Raw genomic sequence first — 21,185 nt, 5'->3', positions numbered from 1 at the left:
ATCAGCCGATCGGCAGTCCCATTTCGACCGTCGTCCCCTTGCCGGGCTCGCTTGTAATGTTCAGGATGCCGCGGTGGGAAGCGATAATTTTCTTCACGATCATCATGCCCAGACCGTAACCTTCCAGCTTCGTCGTATGGAATGGCTCCCCGATCCGCTCCAGCACCTCTTCGGGCATGCCGATTCCGTTATCTATGAACCGGATCCGCTGGTAACCGCCGTCTGCCTCGAGCACGATGTCGATCCGGCCCCCGCCGGGCAGCGCTTGAATGGCATTTTTCAGGATGTTCAGAAACACCTGCTTGATCTGATTGCGGTCGCAGGAAATTTTCTCCTCCCGGATGCAGGTGCACCGGATGCGGACATTGTTCTTCGCCGCCTCGATTTCGATCAGGCTCAGCACCTCCTGCAGAATCGTCATGCACCAATCTTCCCGGAAGCGGATTTCCTGCGGTTTGCCTAAAATGAGGAACTCGCCGACGATCAGGTTCATCCGGTCCAGCTCCGACATAATCAGGTCATAATGCCGCAGTCCCGAGGTCGGTCCCGCCAGCTGAATAAGGCCCTTGACGGTAGTCAGGGGATTGCGGATTTCGTGCGCAATGCCGACCGCAAGCTGGCCGGCGAATACCAGCTTCTCCGTATTCCGCAGCACCTCCTCGGTCCTCTTCATTTCCGTAATATCCCGCAGGGTGCCGATAATGCGGCAGAGGCAGCCGCCCATATCAAAAACCGGCAGAACGTCCAGCATATAATAGCTGTCGGAGTTCATCCGGGTGTCCTGCAGCTCCACGCCGATGCATTCCTCCTGTCTGGCCAGCACCCGCTCGAAATAGGGGGAAACCAGGCGATGCTCCAACACCGGCGTGCCCAGGTATAGATGTTTGTCCCCGCCGTCTAAGCGGAGCATTCTCAAGTATTGATCGTTCATGTCGATAATCCGGCCGGCGGCGTCCGTCACGACAACTCCCTGATAATTCGCCTCCAGCAGCACTTGGTTCAACGTGTGAAGGTGGGCGTTGTTCCGGCGAAGCAGCATTTCCCGCTCAACGGAATCAACCATGGTACACAGCAGGGTCAGCAGGTGCGGATGGGCCGAATCGACCCCGGTCATCAGAGAGAGTGTTCCAAGCACCGCCCCGTCCTCCCGGTGGAAAGGGGCCGAGTAGCAGGCCATGCCGTGGAGCGCCTCGAAGAAATGCTCTTCGCCCAAAGTCTGGAACGGACGCTTAAACCGCAGGCACAGCGGGACCGAGCCCGTGCCGGTTTCCTCGTTGTAGCGGACCCCCTTGGTAATGCCCAGCTCCGCGATGGCCTCGAGAAACATCGGCTCGCCGTAGCATTCCAGCAGATATCCCCATTGGTCGGTCACCGTGACCAGGATCGGGGTCCCTTGAATGGTCGACAGAAACTTGTTGACGAAAAAAAGAATGATATCAATATATTCCTTATAAAAGGACAACCGTTCCTCCAGTTCCTCTGTGGTGTAGCGCTTGCTGAGAACGGGAAACTTGGCGGGATCGAGGCCCCTCTGCCTGTAATGCGCGTTAAAAGCTGCAATGATCTGCTGATCATCCATTTGGTCTATCTCTTTATCCATTGCCTATACCCCATTTATGCCGATATTCCATCCCAAGATGACGTTCAATTCCCTCTATTCTATCATCCTTTGGGACGAAAGCGTCCGCATAATATGAAGATTTTACCTGAAAATAAATCATCCCCTTCCCGCAGAGCCGTCAATGCCCCAGGAAAGAGGATGTATTAGGATAAGGATAAGCCATAACCTGTTTCGATCAGCGGCCCGTCAGGCGCTTGATAATCTCCCGGCTCTTTTTCAAATACCGGACCGATTGATCGTATTCCCGGCTGGCCACGCCCAAATATAAAATATCGATGACGTTCAGTTGGGTCATCCGCGACGACATCGCGCCGCTGCGGATTTCGTTCTCCGTCGATGACGTGTAGAGCGGATAATCGGCCTGCGCCGACACAGCATTGTTGCCGTACTTGGTGATGGAAATCGTCTTGGCTCCGCAGGCGCGCGCCTCCTTCAGGCATTCGATGACGTGGGCCGTCTCGCCTGAATACGAAATGCCGACCGCCACGTCGCCCGGATTCAGCATGACCGCCGAGGTCAGCTCCAGATGCGGATCGGTAAAGGAATGGCTTGTTTTGTTAATCCGTAAAAATTTGTGATGCGCATCCTGCGCGATCAGATGAGAAGCCCCGAGGCCATAGAAAAAAATTCGGGAGGCTTGGCTTAACGCCTCCACCGCAAGGTCCACGGTTTTCGGATCAAGAATCGTTACCGTGTCCCGGATCGACTGAATGTTGTTGGCGGACACGGTTTGGATAATTTGCTCCATGGAATCGCCCGGACGAATCTCCCGGTACTCATAGCGCTCCTCGTTCTGGTTCAGGTCCCCGGCCACCTTCAGCTTCAGCTCCGGATATCCCTTCACCCCCATGGATTTGCACAAGCGGATGATCGCCGCCTGGCTGCCGCCGCTTTCCGCAGACAGCTGCGCTACGGACATGTCGAGTATGCTGTGCGGATAGCTGATAATGTATTCAGCCACTTTGCGCTCTGAGGGCGTTAGGTCGTCCAAAATCTCTCGCAGTCTGACTAGTCCCCCGTTCATGATGCTCTCTCCTTTGCCCGTATCGTATCGTAGCAGATCTCATCCCTGCTCGTTCTCGTTCGCATCGTTATCAATCTCTGACGGCGGCGGTAATCGCGTTGTGCACCGCCGCCCGCAGCACGCCGATGCTGCCGCTTCGTCCGTAATAGACCCGGTTGGTGAGCAGCACCACCGCCAGGTCCAGATCGGGCTCCATCCACAGGCTGGTCCCGGTAAAGCCGGTGTGCCCGTAGCTGCGCGGGCCCATCCAGTCGCCGGAGGCGTCCCAGCGGTCCCCTTTGAGGACCCAGCCGAGCCCCCGGTTTGCCCCGGCGATGCCGGCGGTATGGGTCCGGGTCGCGGCCCTGACGGCCGCCGCCGACAAGACGCGCTGTGGCTGGCCGCCCGGCGCGGCGCCGCCGGCCAGCCACATCCGCGCATAGCGCGCCAGGTCGCCGGCGGTGGCGAACAGGCCGGCGTGCCCGCAGACGCCGCCGAGGGCGCGGGCTTTCTCGTCGTGGACCACCCCCTGGAGATGACCGCCGGCAGCGCGGTCATATTCCGTCGGGGCGGTCCGCGCCCGCAGCCCGGCTGGCGGGGCGAAGACGGCGCCGGCCATGCCGAGCGGCTCCCAAATGCGCTCCTTGGCTGCCTGGTCCAGAGGCATGCCCGCCGCCTTCTCGACGATCCGGCCGAGAAGGAGGAAGCCGAGATCACTGTAGACGGCGGCCGTACCCGGCGGATGCTGCAGCGCCACGCCGGTGACCGCCTCCCACATTTGGGGCTGCGTCCAGCCGTGCGCGTGGATATTTCGATCCGCTGGCAGACCGGAGGTATGGGTGAGCAGCTGCCCGATCGTCACCTCTTCCCGCCCCTCACCGGTAAACTCAGGGATCCAGGCGGCAGCCTTTGTACCAAGCGTCAGGACGCCGTCATCGATCAGTCCGAGCACAAGCGGCAGCGTGACGCTCACCTTGGTCAGCGAAGCACAATCATACAGGACATCCGGCCCGGCCGGGAGCGGATGATCCGGACCCGGGTTTGCGCTCCCCGCTGCATAAACCCATTCCTTCCCGTGCCGGGTGACGGCCAGCACCGCCCCGGGTATTACCCCAGCGGCCATCTCCCGCTCAATGGCACGCCCGGCGGCCTCGAGCCCTTTGGGGTCCAGGCCCAGCGCCTTGGCGCCTTCCGCTATACCAGCGTACATGATCTTCCCTCCCGATTTTCGGCTCCCTCCAGGGTCGTCGGCAGACTCAAAGGCGCAAATGCTCCGAACAGACGGTGCAATCCGCAACCGCCACGCGAATGAGCCGAAAAGCCCTGTATGCTGCCTTGAGATGTTAACATTTCTGGTGCCTATTATATCGCTTGCGAAATTTTATTTCAACACAGGTGGTATATTTAGAAATTTTTATTTAAAAACTCAGCGACATCCATTGATCCACAGCCATTAAGGACCGTCCCTACTGATGTTTATGACATTTCGTTCATTTTAAGACACTTCCGTCTAGGCATCTGCATAGGATGCAGCAGGTCAATTCCAAACGGAGGTCAACGTCATGAGTGTGCAATATTCAAGCTATCAGCACCAAACGCTGTACCAGGCAGAGCCTCATATGAGCCAAACGCTTCATTCAGCTCGGGAACGCTTCAAGCAGCTGTGCCGCCAACATGTCAATAAGCATGTCCGGATCGAAACGCTGGACGGCGATGTATTTGAAGGAACCCTCTTGCACTGCGACAAGGGTATCGTGTATATCCAAATTCCGCAGTCATCCGGACACCGGGCTTTCATCCCCGGACGCCCCCCTTTCTTTAACCAAACCATCCTGCCTCTGGTCCTGTACGAACTGCTAGTCATCAGCTTATTAGCGTAAGCTCGCCATAACTATGCTCAAATGAGCAAAGAAAGGAGTCATTCCCATGGCATTCATGCCTCCCTTCGGCCCTCAAGGCCAGGTGCAGCCGCCTTCATCCCCGCCGCCGCAATTTACGCCTGCACAAACCGGCGCATCGGCGCTCGCCGTTGATCCCGGCGCGATCTCCGGCTGCCTTTTCCGCAATACGTTCATTTGGCCCGTACGCGGTCCGGGCTTCTGGTTCTATCCCATCTTCGTCGGCCGGACCTCCGTTGCCGGATTCCGCTGGAACGGATTTTTCTGGATGTACTCGGGGCTCGACCTCAGAACCATCCAATCGTTCACCTGCTTCTAGAAACGCCTGCTGCACGACAAAGCGGCGGTATCCGGAAAGCGTCCCTGACGCTCCCGGCGTACCGCCGCTTTTTCATGGGTCATACACGTTCAAGCATGGATCATACATGCTCCGAATGGATCATACACGCTCAGGATGGCAGCCGCAGCCGCAACCGTCACGCCAGCCTCCGGTATGCCTTCCTGCCAAGAAAGAAGCAGACGATAGCGGCTCCCAGGCCCAGCGCTACCACCGGACCCGCGACCCAAGGATTGTACAGCACGGTGGAGGTGGCGCTAATCACGGCTCCTCCCATGCCTGCCCCTGCCGCCAGGCCTAAATGCGTCACCGACGTATTCAAGCTGAGTACGAGATCGGAGGATTCCGGCGCCTGCTGGATAAAGTAAGTTTGAATGGCCGGTGCCGTTACAAACATGGCAAACATCATAACGCCGATCAGAATGAGGTCCGGAACGAGCCAGGAGGAAAACGCCGGCAGCAGCGCCAGGGCCGCGGCATGGACGAGCAGACCGGCCAGCAGAATACGTACGGCCCCCCACCGGTCCACGGCGTAGCCTCCCAGACGGGAGCCGATCACCCCGAGGATGCCGAAGCCCAGCATGGTCACCGCCACGCCTGCGGCGTTCATGTGAAGTACGCTTTGCAAAAACGGGGTCATATAGGTATACATCACCGAATTCCCGGTCTCCCGGAACAGCGTAATGAACAGGGCACTCACGATAACTCCGCTGCCCAGCAGGCGCAGCTGGCGTCCCAAGGAGACGAGCTCATCACCTTCCACGGCCGGGAGAAGCCGGTAAATCGCCGCCATGATCAGCAGGCTCAGCGCTCCCAGCAGGACGAAGATCATTCGCCAGCCGATCCAGCCGGTAATGGCGATGCCGAGCGGGACCCCCAGCACCATGGCCAAGCTGAAGCCCAGAATAATCGTGCCGATGGCGCTGCCCACCTTCTCCGCCGGGACGAGCTTGGCGGCGGCGCTGAACACGACCACCAGGTACACGCCCGATCCGATGCCCAGAATGATGCGCGACGCGATCAGCAGGACAAAATGGGTGCTGGCGAAGGACAGTCCACAGCCGGCTGCGAAAACCAGCAGCGAACCCAGCATCACCTTTTTTCTCCCGAGACGGGAGGTCAGCGAAATCAAGACCGGCGTGCCGATCGCAAAAGCTAAAGAATACGCCGTAATCAGCTGCCCCGCCGCACCGACGGAAACGTTCATATCACCGGCGATCTCACTGAGCACGCCGCTGACGATCAGCTCCGAGGTGGCCGTCAGGAAAACGCCCAGCGTCAGTAAATAAATATAGAACCGATTCATTCGTTGGATCATGTTCATACCCTCCGTATATACGACCGGCAGCCGGTGGATCCAAGGCATGGCCGGCACATGCCTTGGTGCACCCTGAAGCCGATACTTATAGAATCAATGAGCGCAAGACCGGTACAGCGCCGGGCCACGTCTGGCACATCAACGTGCACCGTTCTTTTCGCTTGATTGAATTATATGAAAGGTACAAACAAATCGTAAGAACGCAAATGATTTGGAGATAATCCTACCATTTTGACTAACTAATAATTTGTAAGTGGATCAAACATTTACACAAAAACAACCAAAGGAGCCTGTCCTCCTTCGGTTGTTTTCTGTCCGTTATATATCACCATTTAATCCGCTTGGCCGTTTCCAGTTGCAGGCTTCGCTCCTCTTCCGCGAGTGGCCAGGTATGGATCTCTTTTTGTATTCGCTCCAGGCTCGTGTATCCTTTGGCTAGTCCGTTCAGCCTGGCGGCCAGCGTGGAACTCACCAGCTCCTCATGCGTCGGATAGAGCCGGCTCAACTGCTCGATCGCATCCGGATGCCTTTTCAAGTAGTATTTCTGGTGGCGGTCTTCTGCCGGGTACCAGGCCGTAAGGGGAGCGATTTCCGTATCCGGCCGTCCTTTGCCCTGCTCCCCGCGCCGGGCCAGAACCTGGTGAATCGCCTTCAGCTGTCCATCACCGCGATAGAGGAGCAGCGACAAATACTGCCTGCCTTTGTAATCGTTAATATTAAAAGGGTTATGATTGTCCCAGAACGCGTTCAGCATGTCGGAAAAGGAAATGACGCCAGGGTCATACACGACCTCGACCATCTCTGTATGATCACCCATGTTCCGGTACGTTGGGTCTGATGTCGTTCCTCCACCGTAGCCAACCCGCGTCCGAATCACCCCCGGCATATGGCCGAACAATGCCTCCGGGCTCCAGAAACAGCCCATCCCCAGCGTCACTATCTCCGGAGCAACACCTGACTCTTGAGAATGATGGGATACGGAATCCTGTATGCGCAATGGTTTCACCCCCTTCAACATTTAGGCGAACATCGTACTGATATCGTCGACCTGGAGGCCGAGCGTGCTGCCGATCAGAAAATACAGCAGCGTCCACACGAACGCCGTCGTGTAAGAGACCAGGGCAAAACGGCGGTAAGCCATCCCTTTCATGCCGACGGCATACGGCGTCACGTTTCGCAGGACAGGCAGGAATACGCTGATGCACATGGCCATATTGCCGTATTTCCGGTTCAGCAGCTCCGCTTTATCGATATACCTGGCCATCCGCTTGGACCTGGTCAGACGGTCGAGCAGGCGGCTTGCCGCCAGACGGCTGACGACAAAGCCGACGGTCAAGCCTGAACAGATCCCCAGGTAAATCGTGATAAACGAAGAGACCGGTGCCAGATGCCCCGTCCCGGCAAGCACCCCGCCGATCATGACCACCACCTCATTCGGAAGCGGGAGGCCAATAACGCCTAAGCACAATACGAAAAAGAACGCAAAATAACCCACCTGCTCAATGAGTCCCATCAACGTATCCATACTCTTTCGGTTCCTCCCATACCCAGCAAAAATAGTCCATGCTGAAGCCCTGAAGGCACGCTGCCAGACAGGCCCCCCTTTTAACTTATGCCGCCTTCCGGTCCGTTGAGAATCCCATCCTCAACAGTTTGACCCTTTCTTAGCCCAGCTCTTCCTTCAGCTTCCGGTCAAGCGCCCGGAACGCGTCCCGGATCCGTTCTTTGGGCACCTTGGCATACATGTCCCCGATGCTGACTTCATAGGAGGACTCCGTATCCCCGTTATCTTTCACATAATGATTCAATTGAATGCCTGTTTCGCTGATGATATCCACCAGCAGCGCCTCGAGCCGCTCTTTGCCAAGCTGAATATGGACGTGAAACATATTCGAAACGGGAACGGCCGGCCTTGTGCTGACGCCGTGGCATTCGTTATAGAGCGCGGCAAGCTCTTTGGCATCCTCATAATACTGCTCCATTCGTCCAATCCGCCGGTCAAAATAGTAATCGGCGCTGACTACATACGGATACAGGCTGAACAGATCCCCGCCGTGCCGTCTCTTCCATACCTTGGACCGCTCTGTAAAATCCGGGCTTCCCGCCAAGACCGCACCGGAAATGCCTCCGATGCCTTTATAAAAAGAAACGTAGACACTGTCGAATAGCGAGCAGATTTCCGCGGCGGTTTTTCTATAGTAAGGCGTAACCTCGAACAGTCTCGCTCCATCGAGATGCAGGCGGATGCCCTTTTCACGGCAATAGGCGGAAATCGCTTCGAGCTCGCCGTAGTCCGGCAGCTGACCGCCGATTTCGCGCTGGGGCAGCTCCAGCAGGAGACAGGAGACGTCCTCCGGCATCCGCTCAACGTCCTCCAGCCGGATCAGGCGATCCTTGTCCGCCAGAAGCACCGGTTCAATATGATGCAGCTCTTTCAAACCGTCCTCTTCGTGGATTTCCAGGTGGCACAGCGGGTGGTATGCCACCTTCTTCACCTGCTTCTCATCGCACCAGATCCGCAGCGCAATCTGCTGGGCCATCGTCCCGCTCGGGAAAAAGACAGCCGATTCCTTGCCCAGGTACGCCGCCATCTTGTTCTGAAAATCCTCTATCACCTTGCCTTTGCCGTAAGCATCGCCACCAAGGGACCCGTCCACCTCCCGGAAGGCCTCCTTCAGCACCTCCAGATTTCGGAGACCGTGCCCTCCCAGTACATATTCTGCCTGCTTGCCTGCTTCTGCCAATGATATTTTACCCGTATTCATTCGTCCGGACCGACTCCCTTTCAACTCGCGCATTGCAACCGGACCATTACTTACGTCCGGCCGTTCACGTGACATGTTCAACAACGATCGTTGTTTGCTGTCTTTAGCATACTAAATCTTGAAAGGGAGATGCAAAATTTTTTGCACGCGCAAACAGTCCCAGCTCCAGCCGGGGCTGGAAACAGGGACTGCATTCATATCTCCTCTATGTGTCTGTACGGACTGCTCAATGGAACGATTAAGATTGAGCCGCCGTTTCAAGCTCCTTGATCTGCGCCTTGTATTGAACGAGCAGCTTGGCGAGCGCGTCCTTGATGGCCGCCTCGTCCTTGGACTCCACGGCGTCATGCAAAGCGATGTGGGCCTTCATAAACGCAATGGCGGACTCGCTTGCTTCCTTGCTGACGGCTATGCTCACAGTTTTGGAATGCTCTGAGTCGCCTGCCGCCGCCGGCTCAGTCTTAGCCGCCTCTACCTTCAGGTCCCCCAGCTTGGAGATGATGACCTTGGCAGGTCCGAGCGCCTTGGCCTCATCCACAGGTTTGGCTTGTTCCGCCGCTTCGGATTTCACCAGCTCCTTGATCTGGCCCAATACCTCAGCTTTGTCCAATTCCAGGATCTGGCCTGGCACCTCGGCTTTATCGAACACCTTGATCTGACCCGGCACATCGGCCAGCTCCAGATCCTTGGCCTGACCCAGCACCTCGGCCGCCTTGTCCTTCAGCTTATCCAGGATTTCGATCCGGATCTTCTCCCCCGGAATTGCCGCTGCCGGCTGAAGCGTCTCCGTAACCGGAGAAGCTTCGCCCGCTTTTACTTTCGCTGCATCTTCCACCGGAACCGCTTTGATTACGCTGAAGAAGCGTTGGCCTTCTCCTGCCACCTTTTTGAACTGCTCCAATGTCTGCTTCCAGTTCTCTACGGTGTCCGGCGCATATTTTTGGGCCAGCTCGACCGGATCTGCTATGGCGGATTTCATAACCGCTCCCTTGATTGCCGGTATCGCAGCTACCTTGGCTGGAACATCGGAAGGAACCTGGGGCTGTTCACTCGCGTCTGCATTTGTTACGGCCGGGGCCGCTACGGCGGACATGAGCAGCGCAGAGGCGACCGTCTTTTTAAACCATGCGTTTCGAATCATTGATTCAGCACTCCTTTAATTCGGATATGGTGTTACATGTCCCAGTCTACGGAACGATTGTGGCAGCCCGCGGGAGAAATTATGGAAAAACAATGGCAGAGCTCCATACGCAGGCGCCCGCTTGATATACTGGAGATGAATTTCCAATCCGGGAGGTACATGGGATGAACAACAGTTACGTCATCGCCGTGGTCGATGATGATGTACATATAAGGGATCTGGTCGAGGCGTATTTACAAAAAGAAAACTACCGCACGGTTGGCCTCGGCAGCGCCGAGGAAGCCTGGAATCTATGGCGGACGTCACCGCCGGACATGTGGGTCCTGGATATCATGCTTCCGGGCATGGACGGCTACGAATTTTGCCGGCGGATCCGGCAGGAGGCGGAAGTGCCGATCATCATGATCTCGGCCAAAGACAACGAGGTCGATAAAATATTGGGCCTGGAGCTGGGCAGCGACGATTACCTCGTCAAGCCATTCAGCCCCCGCGAGCTCGTCGCGCGTATCAGACGGCAGCTCCAGCGCTGGTACAAGCTGAGCGGATCCGGCGATACCGCAGCGGGCCTGTCCCATCCGGCCCGGATCGAAACGGGCGGGCTGCAGCTGATCCCCGACGAACGGCGCGTATTCTGGCACGGGGAAGAAGTGGACATGACCAGCAAGGAGTTCGCGATGCTGCAGGTGCTGGCCGAGCATCCGAACCGAGCCTTCACGCGGGATGAGCTGCTGACCCGGGTCTGGGGCGACGACTATTTCGGCAGCGACCGGGCGGTCGACCACTTGATCAAACGGATGCGTAAAAAGCTGGAACATGTGCCGATCGAAGCTATCTGGGGACATGGCTACCGGTTAAGACACGAAGGAGGAGACGCTCACGATGAAGCTCGTGCATCAGATTAATTTGGCCTTCGGGATCGCGCTGCTGCTGGTCCTGTCCGTTACGGCCGTGGTGATCCATTTCGTCCTGCTGGACCACCTGATCGGCTCCCAGAAGGAGGACCTGAAGGCCATGGGCGCCGTCATATCCGCCAAGCTGCGGGTCGACAGCATTCAAACCGTTGCGGCGGAGCTGTCCACAGCCCCTGCCCTGCCGGTTAAAATGGCGGAAACCAGCGGAGTTGCGGCCATTTTTACGGATATCCAGGGAAAAAGCATGCCCGTGACCGCCCCGAATCCCGCCATGAAGATCGCCGAGGCCGTGAAGGGCGTCTCCGGCGAGCAGGCTTTCAAGGACATTGTAGAGGGGACGGACAAAAGGTTTATCACATCCGTAAGCATCGTGCCCCAGGGGACGCTTACCCTGCTCACGCCGGTGAGCCGGGTCAAGTCGATTGAACAAGCGCTGCTGAAACGGCTGCTGATCATTTTTGGCGTCGGAGGCGCGTTCATGGTCGCGTTCAGCTTGTTTATTACAAAGAAGCTGATCCGACCGCTCATGAGCCTTCAGGAGGAGCTGATCAAGGTCAAGGAGCGCCGGTTTTCCGAGGTCCGCTTCGTCAGAGCCGGAGGCGAGATCGGCTCCGTAGCGGAGTCCGTGTATGACATGGCCGGGGAGTTGGACCGGTTTAACCATGTGCAGAAGCAGTTTTTCCAAAACGCGTCGCATGAGCTGAAAACCCCGCTGATGTCCATCGCGGGTTATGCGGAAGGCATTCGTGACGGGGTATTTGAAGGTGAGCGCATCCGCAAAGGCCTCGATATCATCATCAGCGAAAGCGGCAGGCTCAAGAAGCTGGTGACGGAGATGACCCTGCTCGCAAAACTGGACAGCGAAGAGGACGTATTCCGGAAAAACGTCGTGTGCCTGCAGGAACTGATCACCGAAGCTTCGGAACGCATGAATCCGCTGCTGGTCAAGAAAGGGATCCGGCTGCAGATCGATTACGCCCCGCCGTCCGGGCCGTTCGAGGTCGTGGCCGACCGGGACAAACTGCTTCAGGCGCTGCTGAATGTCATGTCCAACGCTGCCCGCTATGCCGTTGAGCAAATGAATGTACACGCCAAGGTCGTGGAGGGTCGGATTGAAATGACCATCAGCGACGACGGGCCCGGCATTCCGGATAAGCTTCTCCCTTTTCTTTTCCATCGGTTCGTAAAGGGCAAGGACGGGGAGTCCGGCCTGGGGCTGGCGATCTCGCGGGCGATTGTGGAGCGTTGCGGCGGGATCATTGCCGCAGGCAACCGGCAGGAAGGCGGGGCTGTGATCTCGATGAGCTTTCCGGCAGCTCCAACGGCTGCAGGGTCCAATACAAAAATGCCCCCTGGAAACGGACCCGGTAAACCTTAAGGTTCATCCAAAATCCATGCCAAGGGGCCATCGGGATCGAATCATTTGAACCAGCCCTTCTCTTTAAAGCGCGTGATGGCTTCCACTCGATTCGTGACTTGAAGCTTATCCAGAATGACGGAAATGTAGTTCCGGACCGTTCCTTGCGTGATATCCAATTGATTGGAGATTTCCTTTGTGTTCTTGCCATCGGCAATGAGGCCGAGCACGTCCTTTTCCCGTGGGGTAAGCGGGTTCTCCTCACCGGACGCATCATCCACGAGCTCTGTCGCATAAATCCGTCTGCCCGCCATGATACTCCGAATGGAACTTGCCAATTCTTCGCTGGGGCTGTCTTTTAACAAGTATCCATATGCCCCGGCCTTGATGGCCCGCTCGAAATAGCCAAAGCGTGCAAAGGTCGTCAGAATCATCACCTTGCAGCCGCTGCCTTTCAGTTCCTCGGCCGCTTCCAGACCGCTTTTTCCCGGCATTTCAATATCCATGATACAAACATCCGGCTTCAGCTGCTGAACCAGCTTCACGGCATCCTCGCCGTTGCTCGCTTGGCCCACAACCTGCATATCGTGTTCCAGATTGACCAGCGAGGCAAGCGCGCCCCGCACCATTCGTTGGTCCTCGGCTATAACGATTCGGATCATATGATGACCTCCTTATCCGGGTGTTTAACGGCGTTCGGCACTTTAATGATCACCTTCGTGCCCGGATCGATGCCCGAGGCGATTTCCATGCTGCCGTTTACGAACTCCAGCCGTTCTTTCATTCCGCGCAGACCGCTTCCTCTGACCAGGGCCGAGTCCGTCTGGATTCCAATCCCGTTGTCGATGATCTTCATCGTCAGCTCGGTTGCAGACGACTCGATGACAATCGAGCAGACGGTGGCGCCGCTGTGTTTGACTACATTCGTCACCGCTTCTTTCAGGCACATGCTCAGCACATTTTCAACCAGAAGCGAGGTATTGCTGAGTATCGGGTCTCCTGCTATAACAAATTCAATCTCGGCCGCCTTAAGGATCTGCTTGATGCGGAACATCTCATCTTCGAGGCGCGTGCCGCGCATCTGCGTGACCATGTCCCGCACTTCTTTCAAAGCATTTCTTGCCGTTTGACGCACATCGTTGATCTCGGACTGCGCCTGAGCCGGGTCTGTGCTGATTAATCTGCCGGCCAAATCACTCTTCAGCCCGATAAGGGACAGCTTCTGACCGAGCGTATCATGAAGGTCGCGGGCAATCCTTTGACGTTCCTCCAGCTTCACCAGTTCGGAAATCCGCTTATTCGCATCCTCCAGCTGTACCTCAAGCTTCCCTCGTTTGTTCCGATAGTATGTGGTGACAGGCAGCAGAATCACCGCGATCAGACTGATCAGAACGAACGGGATTTGGGTAATCATGACGGGATCCTGCGTCACATATTCATAATTCACCGTAACCATTGTCGTAACGAGGTGAATCGTATACAGCGTAACGAATCCAACCCGGTGATGAATATTTCCGATAAAGAACGCAACGAAGAGCGCGAAATAGACATATCCAAAGATCAGGGTCATGGCCAAGGATATCAGAATCTGAATGGACGTCCAAAAATACAACCACCAGCCCTTGGATACAAACGACAACACATAGCAGCCGAAAAACGCCAGAATCATCAGGGTGCCAAACACTACATGAACCGTGGACGAAGAACGAAATATGAAGTAAAAAGGGAAAATATAAAAGATGACCCATACATAAGGACTCAGTCCTGTGCTCCTGTGAAAAATTTGGTACCATTTCTGCAAGGCCGATGCCCCCCGACGTGCGAACGATAGTTTTTCCTTGTAGTTTATCATAAACGCCGGATAACAGCGCTATTCCCCTTGTATGCTTGCTCTGCTGGCTTTGATCGGTTTAGCTCCACGCTCGGTTTGCCGCCGACCAAGTTTGATCTGCTTAAAGCTGACAAATGTTTTGTTCTCCTCATCCCACAGCCGGAATTTAAGAGAGGCCAAGCTCGTCGCGAGCGTAATTGTCGTAGCCTTCTGAAGCGGCGGCGTCGAATTATGCGCTTTCTCCAAATTGTAATTGGGCACCTTCGGGCTCAAATGGTGGACATGATGGAAACCGATATTGCCTGTGATCCACTGCAGCACCTTGGGCAGCTTGTAGTACGAGCTTCCTTCCACCGCAGCTTTTACGTAGCTCCATTCGTCCTCATTTTCAAAGTAGGAGTCTTCAAACTGATGCTGCACGTAAAACAGCCAAATGCCCAGCATCCCGGATACGAATAAAATCGGGAGCTGTACCATCAGGAACGCCTCCCAGCCTACCGCCCAGCACATCACTGCATACAAACCGACAATCGCTGCATTCGTCACATGGGTGTTGATGCGTTCCTTCCGCTTCGCTCCTTTACGGTTAAAACGGTACGATATGACAAACACGAAGATCGGCCCAAGTCCGAGCATAACAACCGGGTGGCGATAGAAACGGTAAGCGAGTCTCCTCGTCCATGACGCCGCGGCATATTCATCCACGGTCATCACCCACATATCGCCGATCCCCCGTTTATCCAGGTTACTGCTCGTAGCATGATGAATGGAGTGCTCGTTCTTCCACTGCTGGTACGGAACAAGCGTCAGAATCCCCGTAATCATACCGATGATTTCATTGGCCCGCCGATTCTGAAAGAAAGAATAGTGACAGCAGTCGTGAAAAATAATAAAGGTCCGAATGGCGAATCCGGAAGCAATCAGGGTTATAGGAATCGTTATCCAATATGATACGGATAAGCTTAAATATGCGGCGTACCAGAGTAATAACAGAGGTCCTAGGGTTGTCACGACCTGTATGATGCTCGATTTCGTATTGCTTTTCTCATAGGGGGCCATTTCTTTTTTTAGATTGGTGACCTTGGTTTGTGTTTTCATCTGTCTTCCTCCCTGAATGAAGCATGCCGTCATACTCGGGGCTTCCGAGGACGTCTTCTAGCCTAAGTATAGAAAACCAGACCGTCACCGAGTAGTCATGAACATCAGGTAGGGAGTATGACAAACGTCATATGAAATAGTACATCTCCTCTTGCGAAGAAACGACCTGTAGGCGGGTGTCACCTCGGGCTCCATGTGAATAGGTTATAGTATTAAATTCAAATATGGAGGTTCCCCATGATTACGAATGGACATCCGTACGGGCCGTGCTGGCAGCCATGCGTGGACCCGTATGCTTATGCTTACAACCAGCGATCCTCTTATCCATACGCCCTTCCCTATACGTGGCCCCAGTACGTTTATCCGGTTCCTTATCGCACGTACTACGCATACGACACAAACGGGCAGCTCAACTCCTATCCTTATCCGTTTGCTCCTATCACTCCACAGCCGTTCCCCTATGATTGGAACCGGGTTGAACCTACGCCACAAGGCTACAAATTCAAGATTAATCCTGCTACCGAGAAAACGGAGCTGGCAAAGCCCGAGAATACGGCAGTCAAACCTGAGGCCGTAAAGGAAGCTCCCGTGAAAAGTGAAGCGGCCAAAAGCGAACCCGTCAAGGAAAAGGCCAAGAAAGAGGAGCCAGTGAAAAGCGAAGCCGTAAAGGGTGAGCAAAAAGCCGAATCCACCAAAGGGATTCAGATGAACACCTCCATGGAAATCGGCGGCAAACACGGCGTTGGAGTTAGCGCCAGCGGCCAGATGGACAGCACCGGCGTCAGCACCCAGGCAGGCACGCATGTCGGCGGCGAAGCCTACGGACTTGGCATGCAAGGTGAAGCCGGGGTAAGCGGCAGCCACGGCCTCAGCTTCGATACCGGCGCCCAATTGGGCGGCAAATATGGCTTAGGCGTCCATGCCGACGGTCATGTCGGCATCAAGCAGGGAATCGGCTTGAATACGGAAGCCCAGCTTGGCGGAGACCACGGCATCGGCGCCTATGTGAACAGCCAGGTTGGCGGCGGGCAGGGGGCCGGCGTCAGCGCAGGTGCGCATGTGGGCGGCGATCACGGTCTCGGGGCTCATGCCGGGGCGCAAGTTGGCGGCGGTAAAGGCGTCAGCTTTAAGGTCGGCGGCAATGTCGGCAGCCATGACGGCGAGCTCGGCCTGAACTTTGGAGGCTCCGACAAGAAAAAATCCTAACGTTTTGCGAGTATAGCGGGAGGCCCATGGGCCTTGCCGCTTTTTTTATGTGGGGTCCAGTCCCTTCTCTGCCTGGTTCAGGGATGTTTTTTTTCGAGCAGCACGCTGTTCACGTATCCTTACGCCCGCTTGGATCGTTATTCTGGTAGGGAGATGTATCTTCTTCGCAGCCCATTCGCTATGAACTGACTATAAAGGAGGTGTTCCCTTGATCATTGAAGATGGCGTAATCATGCTGGAACTGCAGATTGACGGATTTGGCGGCCCCCAGACGTTACACCCTACGCTTGTTTGGGACGGACAAGACGCGGTGCTGATCGATACCGGTACGCCCGGCCAGTGGGGGCAGATCCGGAACGAAATGGAGCGGCACGGCGTTCCGGCAGAGCGACTGCGGGCCATATTGCTGACCCATCAGGATATCGATCATATCGGCAGCTTGCCGGAGATTCTGGAGGAAGCCGGATTCCGCATCAACGTATACGCCCACCCGTTGGAGAAGCCGTATATCGAAGGCGAGCTCCCACTAATGAAGGCCACAATGGAGCACATGGCCTGGCAGCTGGAAGGCTTGCCGGAAGGTGAGCGCACGCAGATCGTCTCCTTCCTGATCGCCAACCTGCCTAAGGGCAGGGTCGATCACACGCTGGAAGACGGACAGGTGCTGCCCTATTGCGGAGGAATCGAGGTAATCTATACACCGGGACATACGCCGGGACACCTCAGTCTGTATCTGCACCGGAGCCAAACGCTGGTTGCCGGGGATGCGATGTTCAGCGTTAACGGCAAGCTGATGGGACCCCACCGCCCTTCCACGCCGGATATGGACGCGGCGGTACGTTCGCTGCAGAGGTATCTGAATTACGAGATCGAGAACGTCATTTGCTATCATGGCGGATTCGCCCGCGGCGCCATTCGGGCTCAATTTGAAGCGCTGGTGGGTATAGACTGAGCCTCATCGGCTGGAACAAAAAAGCTGCCGGAATATTCCCGGCAGCTGCTTCTGCATGTTCTATAGTGTTTATACGATCAGATGAGGCCTGACTTCTCCAGCAAACGCTGAAGGATCTCGGCCGTTTCCGCTCGGGTGATCTCTTTTTTCGGCTGCAGCTGAGCGCCAAAGCCGTTCAAGAGCTCGTTCTGAGCCGCTTCGGCCACGGCCTGAGCCGCCCAGCCCGACACAGCCTGGCTGTCTGTAAATGCGGACAATGCTTGGCTTAAGCCTTCCTGATCGGCACCGGATTTCAAGCGGGCCAGCTTACCGGCCCGGTTGAACATGACCAGCGCCTCCTCACGGGTGATCGTATGACCGGGACGGAACGTGCCGTCGCTGTAACCGTTCACGATACCGTATCTTTGGGCGAGCGTGACGGCCTCCGTATACCAGTCGCCCGGCCTCACATCGGCATAGCTGCTTGATTGGCCTCCGCCGGCAAGCCCTAACGCGCGGACCAGAATGGCCGCAAATTCTGCGCGGGTAATCGTATGGTCAGGATTGAATCGGCCATCCCCCGTTCCCTGCAAAATCAAGCGGGACGCGAGGTTTTGTACGACTTCTTGGATATGCCCGCTTACATCGCTGAAGCTTGTGCTGTAGCCAACCAAGGCGAACGTACCGCCTGTTACGCTGCTCATGACCGCACTGCGGCTGCCGTTCTCTCCGGTCAACCGGGTAGGCACCGGATGCACGGTTCCGTTCTCGTCCAGCATGACTCCCGTGGACACCATACCTTCACCTGCTGCCGGAATCGGCAGGACGTGCTGCACATAAGTGCTGTACGGGCTAACGTTCAAGGTTTGACCCTGGAACGAAGCGGCAATCCGGAAATCGACCGGTCCGATCACCAGCTGCAGCCCCATCTTTTGGGCGGCTGCCTGCAGCTGTGCTGCCTTTGCCGCTTCATACCCGGCGATGGTGATCTGGACGTTCATGCCCGTAACATCACCTGAAGCCTGGAAGAGCCGGGTTAGTCTTGACGTGCTGATCTCAGAAACCGGAATCTGATAACTTCCGTTTGCGGTTTGGATGACCAGCTGACTGGCGCCGTTTTCCAGAGCCCTCAGCGATTCTGCTGTCAGCCCCACCGTCATTGTATTTGCTGCCTGCATGACCGGAATGGTGACGGATTGCCCCGGCCTGGCCTGGCTCAGCATGGCCTGCAGCTTCGACGAATCAAGGACCGCCGTTACGGACGTCTGCCCGTTATTGGTAGAAGTCGTCGTTTGAAGCACACCATCGTAAGACTTACCGTTCACCACGATCGGCGAAGGAACGCTGGCAGCCGAATTTCCCGAAGACGCTGGCGTGGTTGGGCCGCTCGTGCTGCCGCCGTTATTCGATCCGCCGCTGCCGCCCGAGCTATTGTTGCCACCGTTACTTCCACCGCCGTTAGATCCGCCGTTATTGCCGGAGCCATGATTCCCTCCGCCGGAGCCGCCATCTCCACCGGAGCCGTTATCTCCTCCTCCGCCGTTTCCGTTATCGCCACCGCCGCCCGGAGGAGTTACCGGCGCCCATACCGCATAGAGCGTTATATTTTCCGAGCCGACCGAAATGGTGTCGCCTTCCTTATACAGCGTGCCGCTTCCGTCCGAATGCCGGCTCCATCCGGCAAAATCGTACCCATCCTTCTTAAGGCCGCCGGCGTTCCCCTGAACGGTTACGCTATCCTCAGTACCATAAGCTTGCCCGTCCACAGGGACTACGCCTTCTGTGCTGCCATTACCGTTGTAGGTCACTGTGTACTGGCCATGACCGGGATCGGTGGGATTCTCATCCGAGACCGTTACCGGACTGAAGCGAATCGCCTGGTTGCTTTCGATCATGGACATGCGATGCGAATAGAGGAGGTAATTTAGGGACAAGCCCCGAGCGGCTTGAATGCCGATCGTTGAAGCCTCGCCGTCATCGTATTCGCCGTTTTCTATCGTGATGTTCGGATACTGATATTGCACATCCCCATTTTCGAATAGAATCGCCTGGAACGTAATCGGGGCATCGGCGTTATAAAAATACATATTGTTCCATTGGACGATAAACTTCCGGTCCCCTTCCTCCCCGATCGTTTTCGTTAGGATTTTGGAGTTTGGGTCGGTAGTATTCAGCCTCAGACCGGATACATAGGCCTGCAGAGCAGGCGGTGCATCTACATCTGGATAATTCTCTGGACCCGGAGTGGAATAATTGTCAAAATAAATTCCTCCGTTGATATCGATCCAGATCTGGCCATGCTTCTCCCCATAAAACGGGAATTCGAACGGAAGTTCAACCTCCTTGGACATATTGTAGGTTTGCCCGCCGAAATCGACCGCCTGTCCATCATCCGCATTCAAGCTGTCGTCCATCCCATTCAGTTGTTCTACCGTGTACGGGACAAGAGGATCAGCGTCTACTTCAAAGTAAGTATGGATCTGGTTGCCCTCGATCAGCGTTTTACTTGGGAAACGGTTCACCCCGGTAACCGGCTTCACGAGAGCCGATCCATAAGGGTCACCGTCAACTGAGGCCTCGACGAGGTAAGGTCCGCCCTTCGGCAGGTTTACCTTATAATGGACCATGTGTGCTTCTTCATCGTATTTAAATCCTTCATCGCCTTCGCCTACGGAAGTCCCGAGGCTGTCTCCGCTCGCCACCAGCACTCTCAGGTCGTCCACCGATCCGGGTGCAGCAGGGATATCCCCTTCGACGGTCGCCATTGGGCTCCACGTATAATCGACGCGGTCCACAATTTCTTCGCTGTTTTCATTGCCGAGAGCCGCCGCCACATTTGTGCTATCCTCTTGAGGTACATCGGAGCTAATCGATTCGATACCGATTCCAGGCAAACCCCCAGGCTCCCCGGAGTTCCCGGGAATCGGATCGCCTTGCCCCGCATCTCCGGTTTCACTTTCGCCGCTTTCACTTCCGCCAGTGCCGCCAGAGGTCTCAGGGGATGCTCCATCCCCTTCCGAACCGCTGCCGTTCATTTTAATCGTCTCCACCCGGAACGTAATTGGACGCGGGTCATCCAGATCAACGTGCGGAATCCATGGATTTTCGTACGGATTAATGGAAATGACGAAAGGCTCATTCGGCGGGTTCTCGCTGGTCTCCTCGTGCAAAAGGTCTTCCTGATCGCTATAGGAGCTAACCCTCAGCTTGTATCCCTCGCCATAATCGTTGTCGCTAACATAAAAAACAAACGGGTCCTCCTGCGGCTCCACTGCAATTTCGGCAAATGCCGCCACCGGGTACAGCTGCTGCAGGCTGAACATAAGCACGGCGCCCAGACTTAGCTTTCTTAATCGGTGCATTTCCTATCTCTCCTTGCTCTTTCAGATATGAAAATTGTCCCAGCCCCAAGCCGGCATGAGTCTTTCCGTCTAGGTCTTTTGAATCGGGATCAAAAAGGCATCCCTATCGTAGCAAGGCAAACAGGCACCAACAATTAACGAAAGTTAACTGGGCCGCCAAAATTCGATATTTTTTTCTATCCGGTCGTACCCTCATTCTAAAAACTATCCATTTCCGTAACCCGTACCATTAAACAGACGCCAAAAGGCATTCCCTGGCCGATATTTAGCCTCAAGGAATGCCTTTGATTAAGGAGCATGTAGGTTAGAAAAACAAAGGAGTGCAAAAAATCCGCTCAATGACAGCCGGTTGCCGAACGATGCCATGTATCCGATCACAGCAACGCCGGAATGAAACGCAGCCTCT

Annotated in this window: 18 protein-coding genes; 6 read left to right on the top strand and 12 right to left on the bottom strand. The window is 55.8% G+C overall.

Features of this window, described 5'->3' with window-relative positions:
- Position 1 precedes the first annotated feature (1 nt).
- The 3 genes from KI379_RS21665 to KI379_RS21655 all read right to left on the bottom strand — a co-directional run bounded on the left by KI379_RS21665 (position 2) and on the right by KI379_RS21655 (position 3,834).
- The gene (locus KI379_RS21665; protein WP_212984889.1) at positions 2-1,600 is read right to left on the bottom strand and encodes an ATP-binding protein; all 1,599 of its coding nucleotides are present in this window, start codon (positions 1,598-1,600) and stop codon (positions 2-4) included.
- Positions 1,601-1,796: 196 nt separating this feature from the next.
- Positions 1,797-2,645, bottom strand: coding sequence for a MurR/RpiR family transcriptional regulator (locus tag KI379_RS21660; RefSeq protein ID WP_076173063.1), 849 nt, complete (start codon positions 2,643-2,645; stop codon positions 1,797-1,799).
- Between the two features lie 70 nt (positions 2,646-2,715).
- Complete coding sequence (locus tag KI379_RS21655) at positions 2,716-3,834, bottom strand: serine hydrolase domain-containing protein (protein WP_212984888.1); 1,119 nt, start codon at positions 3,832-3,834, stop codon at positions 2,716-2,718.
- Between the two features lie 352 nt (positions 3,835-4,186).
- Between KI379_RS21655 and KI379_RS21650 the strand changes: the two genes are divergently transcribed.
- Positions 4,187-4,504, top strand: coding sequence for a hypothetical protein (locus KI379_RS21650; RefSeq protein ID WP_076173065.1), 318 nt, complete (start codon positions 4,187-4,189; stop codon positions 4,502-4,504).
- A gap of 46 nt (positions 4,505-4,550) precedes the next feature.
- Complete coding sequence (locus KI379_RS21645; protein ID WP_076173066.1) at positions 4,551-4,841, top strand: transporter; 291 nt, start codon at positions 4,551-4,553, stop codon at positions 4,839-4,841.
- 157 nt (positions 4,842-4,998) lie between these two features.
- On the opposite strand, the gene KI379_RS21640 is transcribed toward KI379_RS21645, so the two are convergent.
- From KI379_RS21640 to KI379_RS21620, 5 genes are all read right to left on the bottom strand, one after another.
- Positions 4,999-6,177 (bottom strand): MFS transporter, encoded by a 1,179-nt coding sequence (locus KI379_RS21640; protein WP_306433692.1) that lies wholly within the window; start codon positions 6,175-6,177, stop codon positions 4,999-5,001.
- A gap of 325 nt (positions 6,178-6,502) precedes the next feature.
- Entirely contained in the window at positions 6,503-7,174 is a 672-nt protein-coding gene (locus KI379_RS21635; protein ID WP_244879398.1) for a peptide-methionine (S)-S-oxide reductase MsrA, read from the bottom strand.
- 21 nt (positions 7,175-7,195) lie between these two features.
- Positions 7,196-7,702 carry a DedA family protein gene (locus KI379_RS21630; RefSeq protein WP_076173067.1) on the bottom strand — a complete coding sequence of 169 codons (507 nt, stop codon included), beginning with the start codon at positions 7,700-7,702 and terminating at the stop codon, positions 7,196-7,198.
- Positions 7,703-7,841: 139 nt separating this feature from the next.
- Entirely contained in the window at positions 7,842-8,942 is a 1,101-nt protein-coding gene (locus KI379_RS21625; RefSeq protein WP_212984886.1) for a threonine aldolase family protein, read from the bottom strand.
- 238 nt (positions 8,943-9,180) lie between these two features.
- Positions 9,181-10,083 carry a hypothetical protein gene (locus KI379_RS21620; protein WP_212984885.1) on the bottom strand — a complete coding sequence of 301 codons (903 nt, stop codon included), beginning with the start codon at positions 10,081-10,083 and terminating at the stop codon, positions 9,181-9,183.
- Positions 10,084-10,247: 164 nt separating this feature from the next.
- On the opposite strand from KI379_RS21620, the gene KI379_RS21615 reads away from it, so the two are divergent.
- On the top strand, positions 10,248-10,985 hold the full coding sequence (locus KI379_RS21615) for a response regulator transcription factor (RefSeq protein WP_212984884.1): 738 nt from the start codon (positions 10,248-10,250) through the stop codon (positions 10,983-10,985).
- The gene (locus tag KI379_RS21610) at positions 10,963-12,372 is read left to right on the top strand and encodes a sensor histidine kinase (RefSeq protein WP_212984883.1); all 1,410 of its coding nucleotides are present in this window, start codon (positions 10,963-10,965) and stop codon (positions 12,370-12,372) included. Before KI379_RS21615 ends, KI379_RS21610 begins: the two co-directional genes overlap by 23 nt.
- 41 nt (positions 12,373-12,413) lie before the next feature.
- Here KI379_RS21610 and KI379_RS21605 read toward each other — a convergent pair whose 3' ends face one another.
- From KI379_RS21605 to KI379_RS21595, 3 genes are all read right to left on the bottom strand, one after another.
- Entirely contained in the window at positions 12,414-13,013 is a 600-nt protein-coding gene (locus KI379_RS21605) for a response regulator transcription factor (RefSeq protein ID WP_212984882.1), read from the bottom strand.
- Positions 13,010-14,152: a sensor histidine kinase gene (locus tag KI379_RS21600; protein WP_244879397.1), complete on the bottom strand. Its 1,143-nt coding sequence runs from the start codon at positions 14,150-14,152 to the stop codon at positions 13,010-13,012. The genes KI379_RS21605 and KI379_RS21600 overlap by 4 nt, the downstream gene beginning before the upstream one ends.
- 69 nt (positions 14,153-14,221) lie before the next feature.
- Entirely contained in the window at positions 14,222-15,280 is a 1,059-nt protein-coding gene (locus KI379_RS21595; RefSeq protein ID WP_212984880.1) for a fatty acid desaturase, read from the bottom strand.
- A gap of 237 nt (positions 15,281-15,517) precedes the next feature.
- Here KI379_RS21595 and KI379_RS21590 point away from each other — a divergent pair, with 237 nt between their 5' ends.
- Both KI379_RS21590 and KI379_RS21585 read left to right on the top strand, forming a co-directional pair.
- A complete protein-coding gene (locus KI379_RS21590) occupies positions 15,518-16,486 on the top strand; it encodes a hypothetical protein (protein WP_212984879.1) in 969 nt (322 codons plus the stop codon).
- Between the two features lie 208 nt (positions 16,487-16,694).
- Positions 16,695-17,438, top strand: a complete 744-nt coding sequence (locus tag KI379_RS21585; protein WP_212984878.1) for an MBL fold metallo-hydrolase — start codon at positions 16,695-16,697, stop codon at positions 17,436-17,438.
- A 77-nt stretch (positions 17,439-17,515) separates the two neighbouring features.
- Here KI379_RS21585 and KI379_RS21580 read toward each other — a convergent pair whose 3' ends face one another.
- Complete coding sequence (locus KI379_RS21580; RefSeq protein ID WP_212984877.1) at positions 17,516-20,779, bottom strand: S-layer homology domain-containing protein; 3,264 nt, start codon at positions 20,777-20,779, stop codon at positions 17,516-17,518.
- Positions 20,780-21,185 lie beyond the last annotated feature (406 nt).

This window comes from Paenibacillus cineris, from assembly GCF_018333335.1.
Taxonomy (GTDB): Bacteria; Bacillota; Bacilli; order Paenibacillales; family Paenibacillaceae; genus Paenibacillus_AQ; species Paenibacillus_AQ favisporus.
This window is presented reverse-complemented; position numbering and strand designations above follow the sequence as displayed.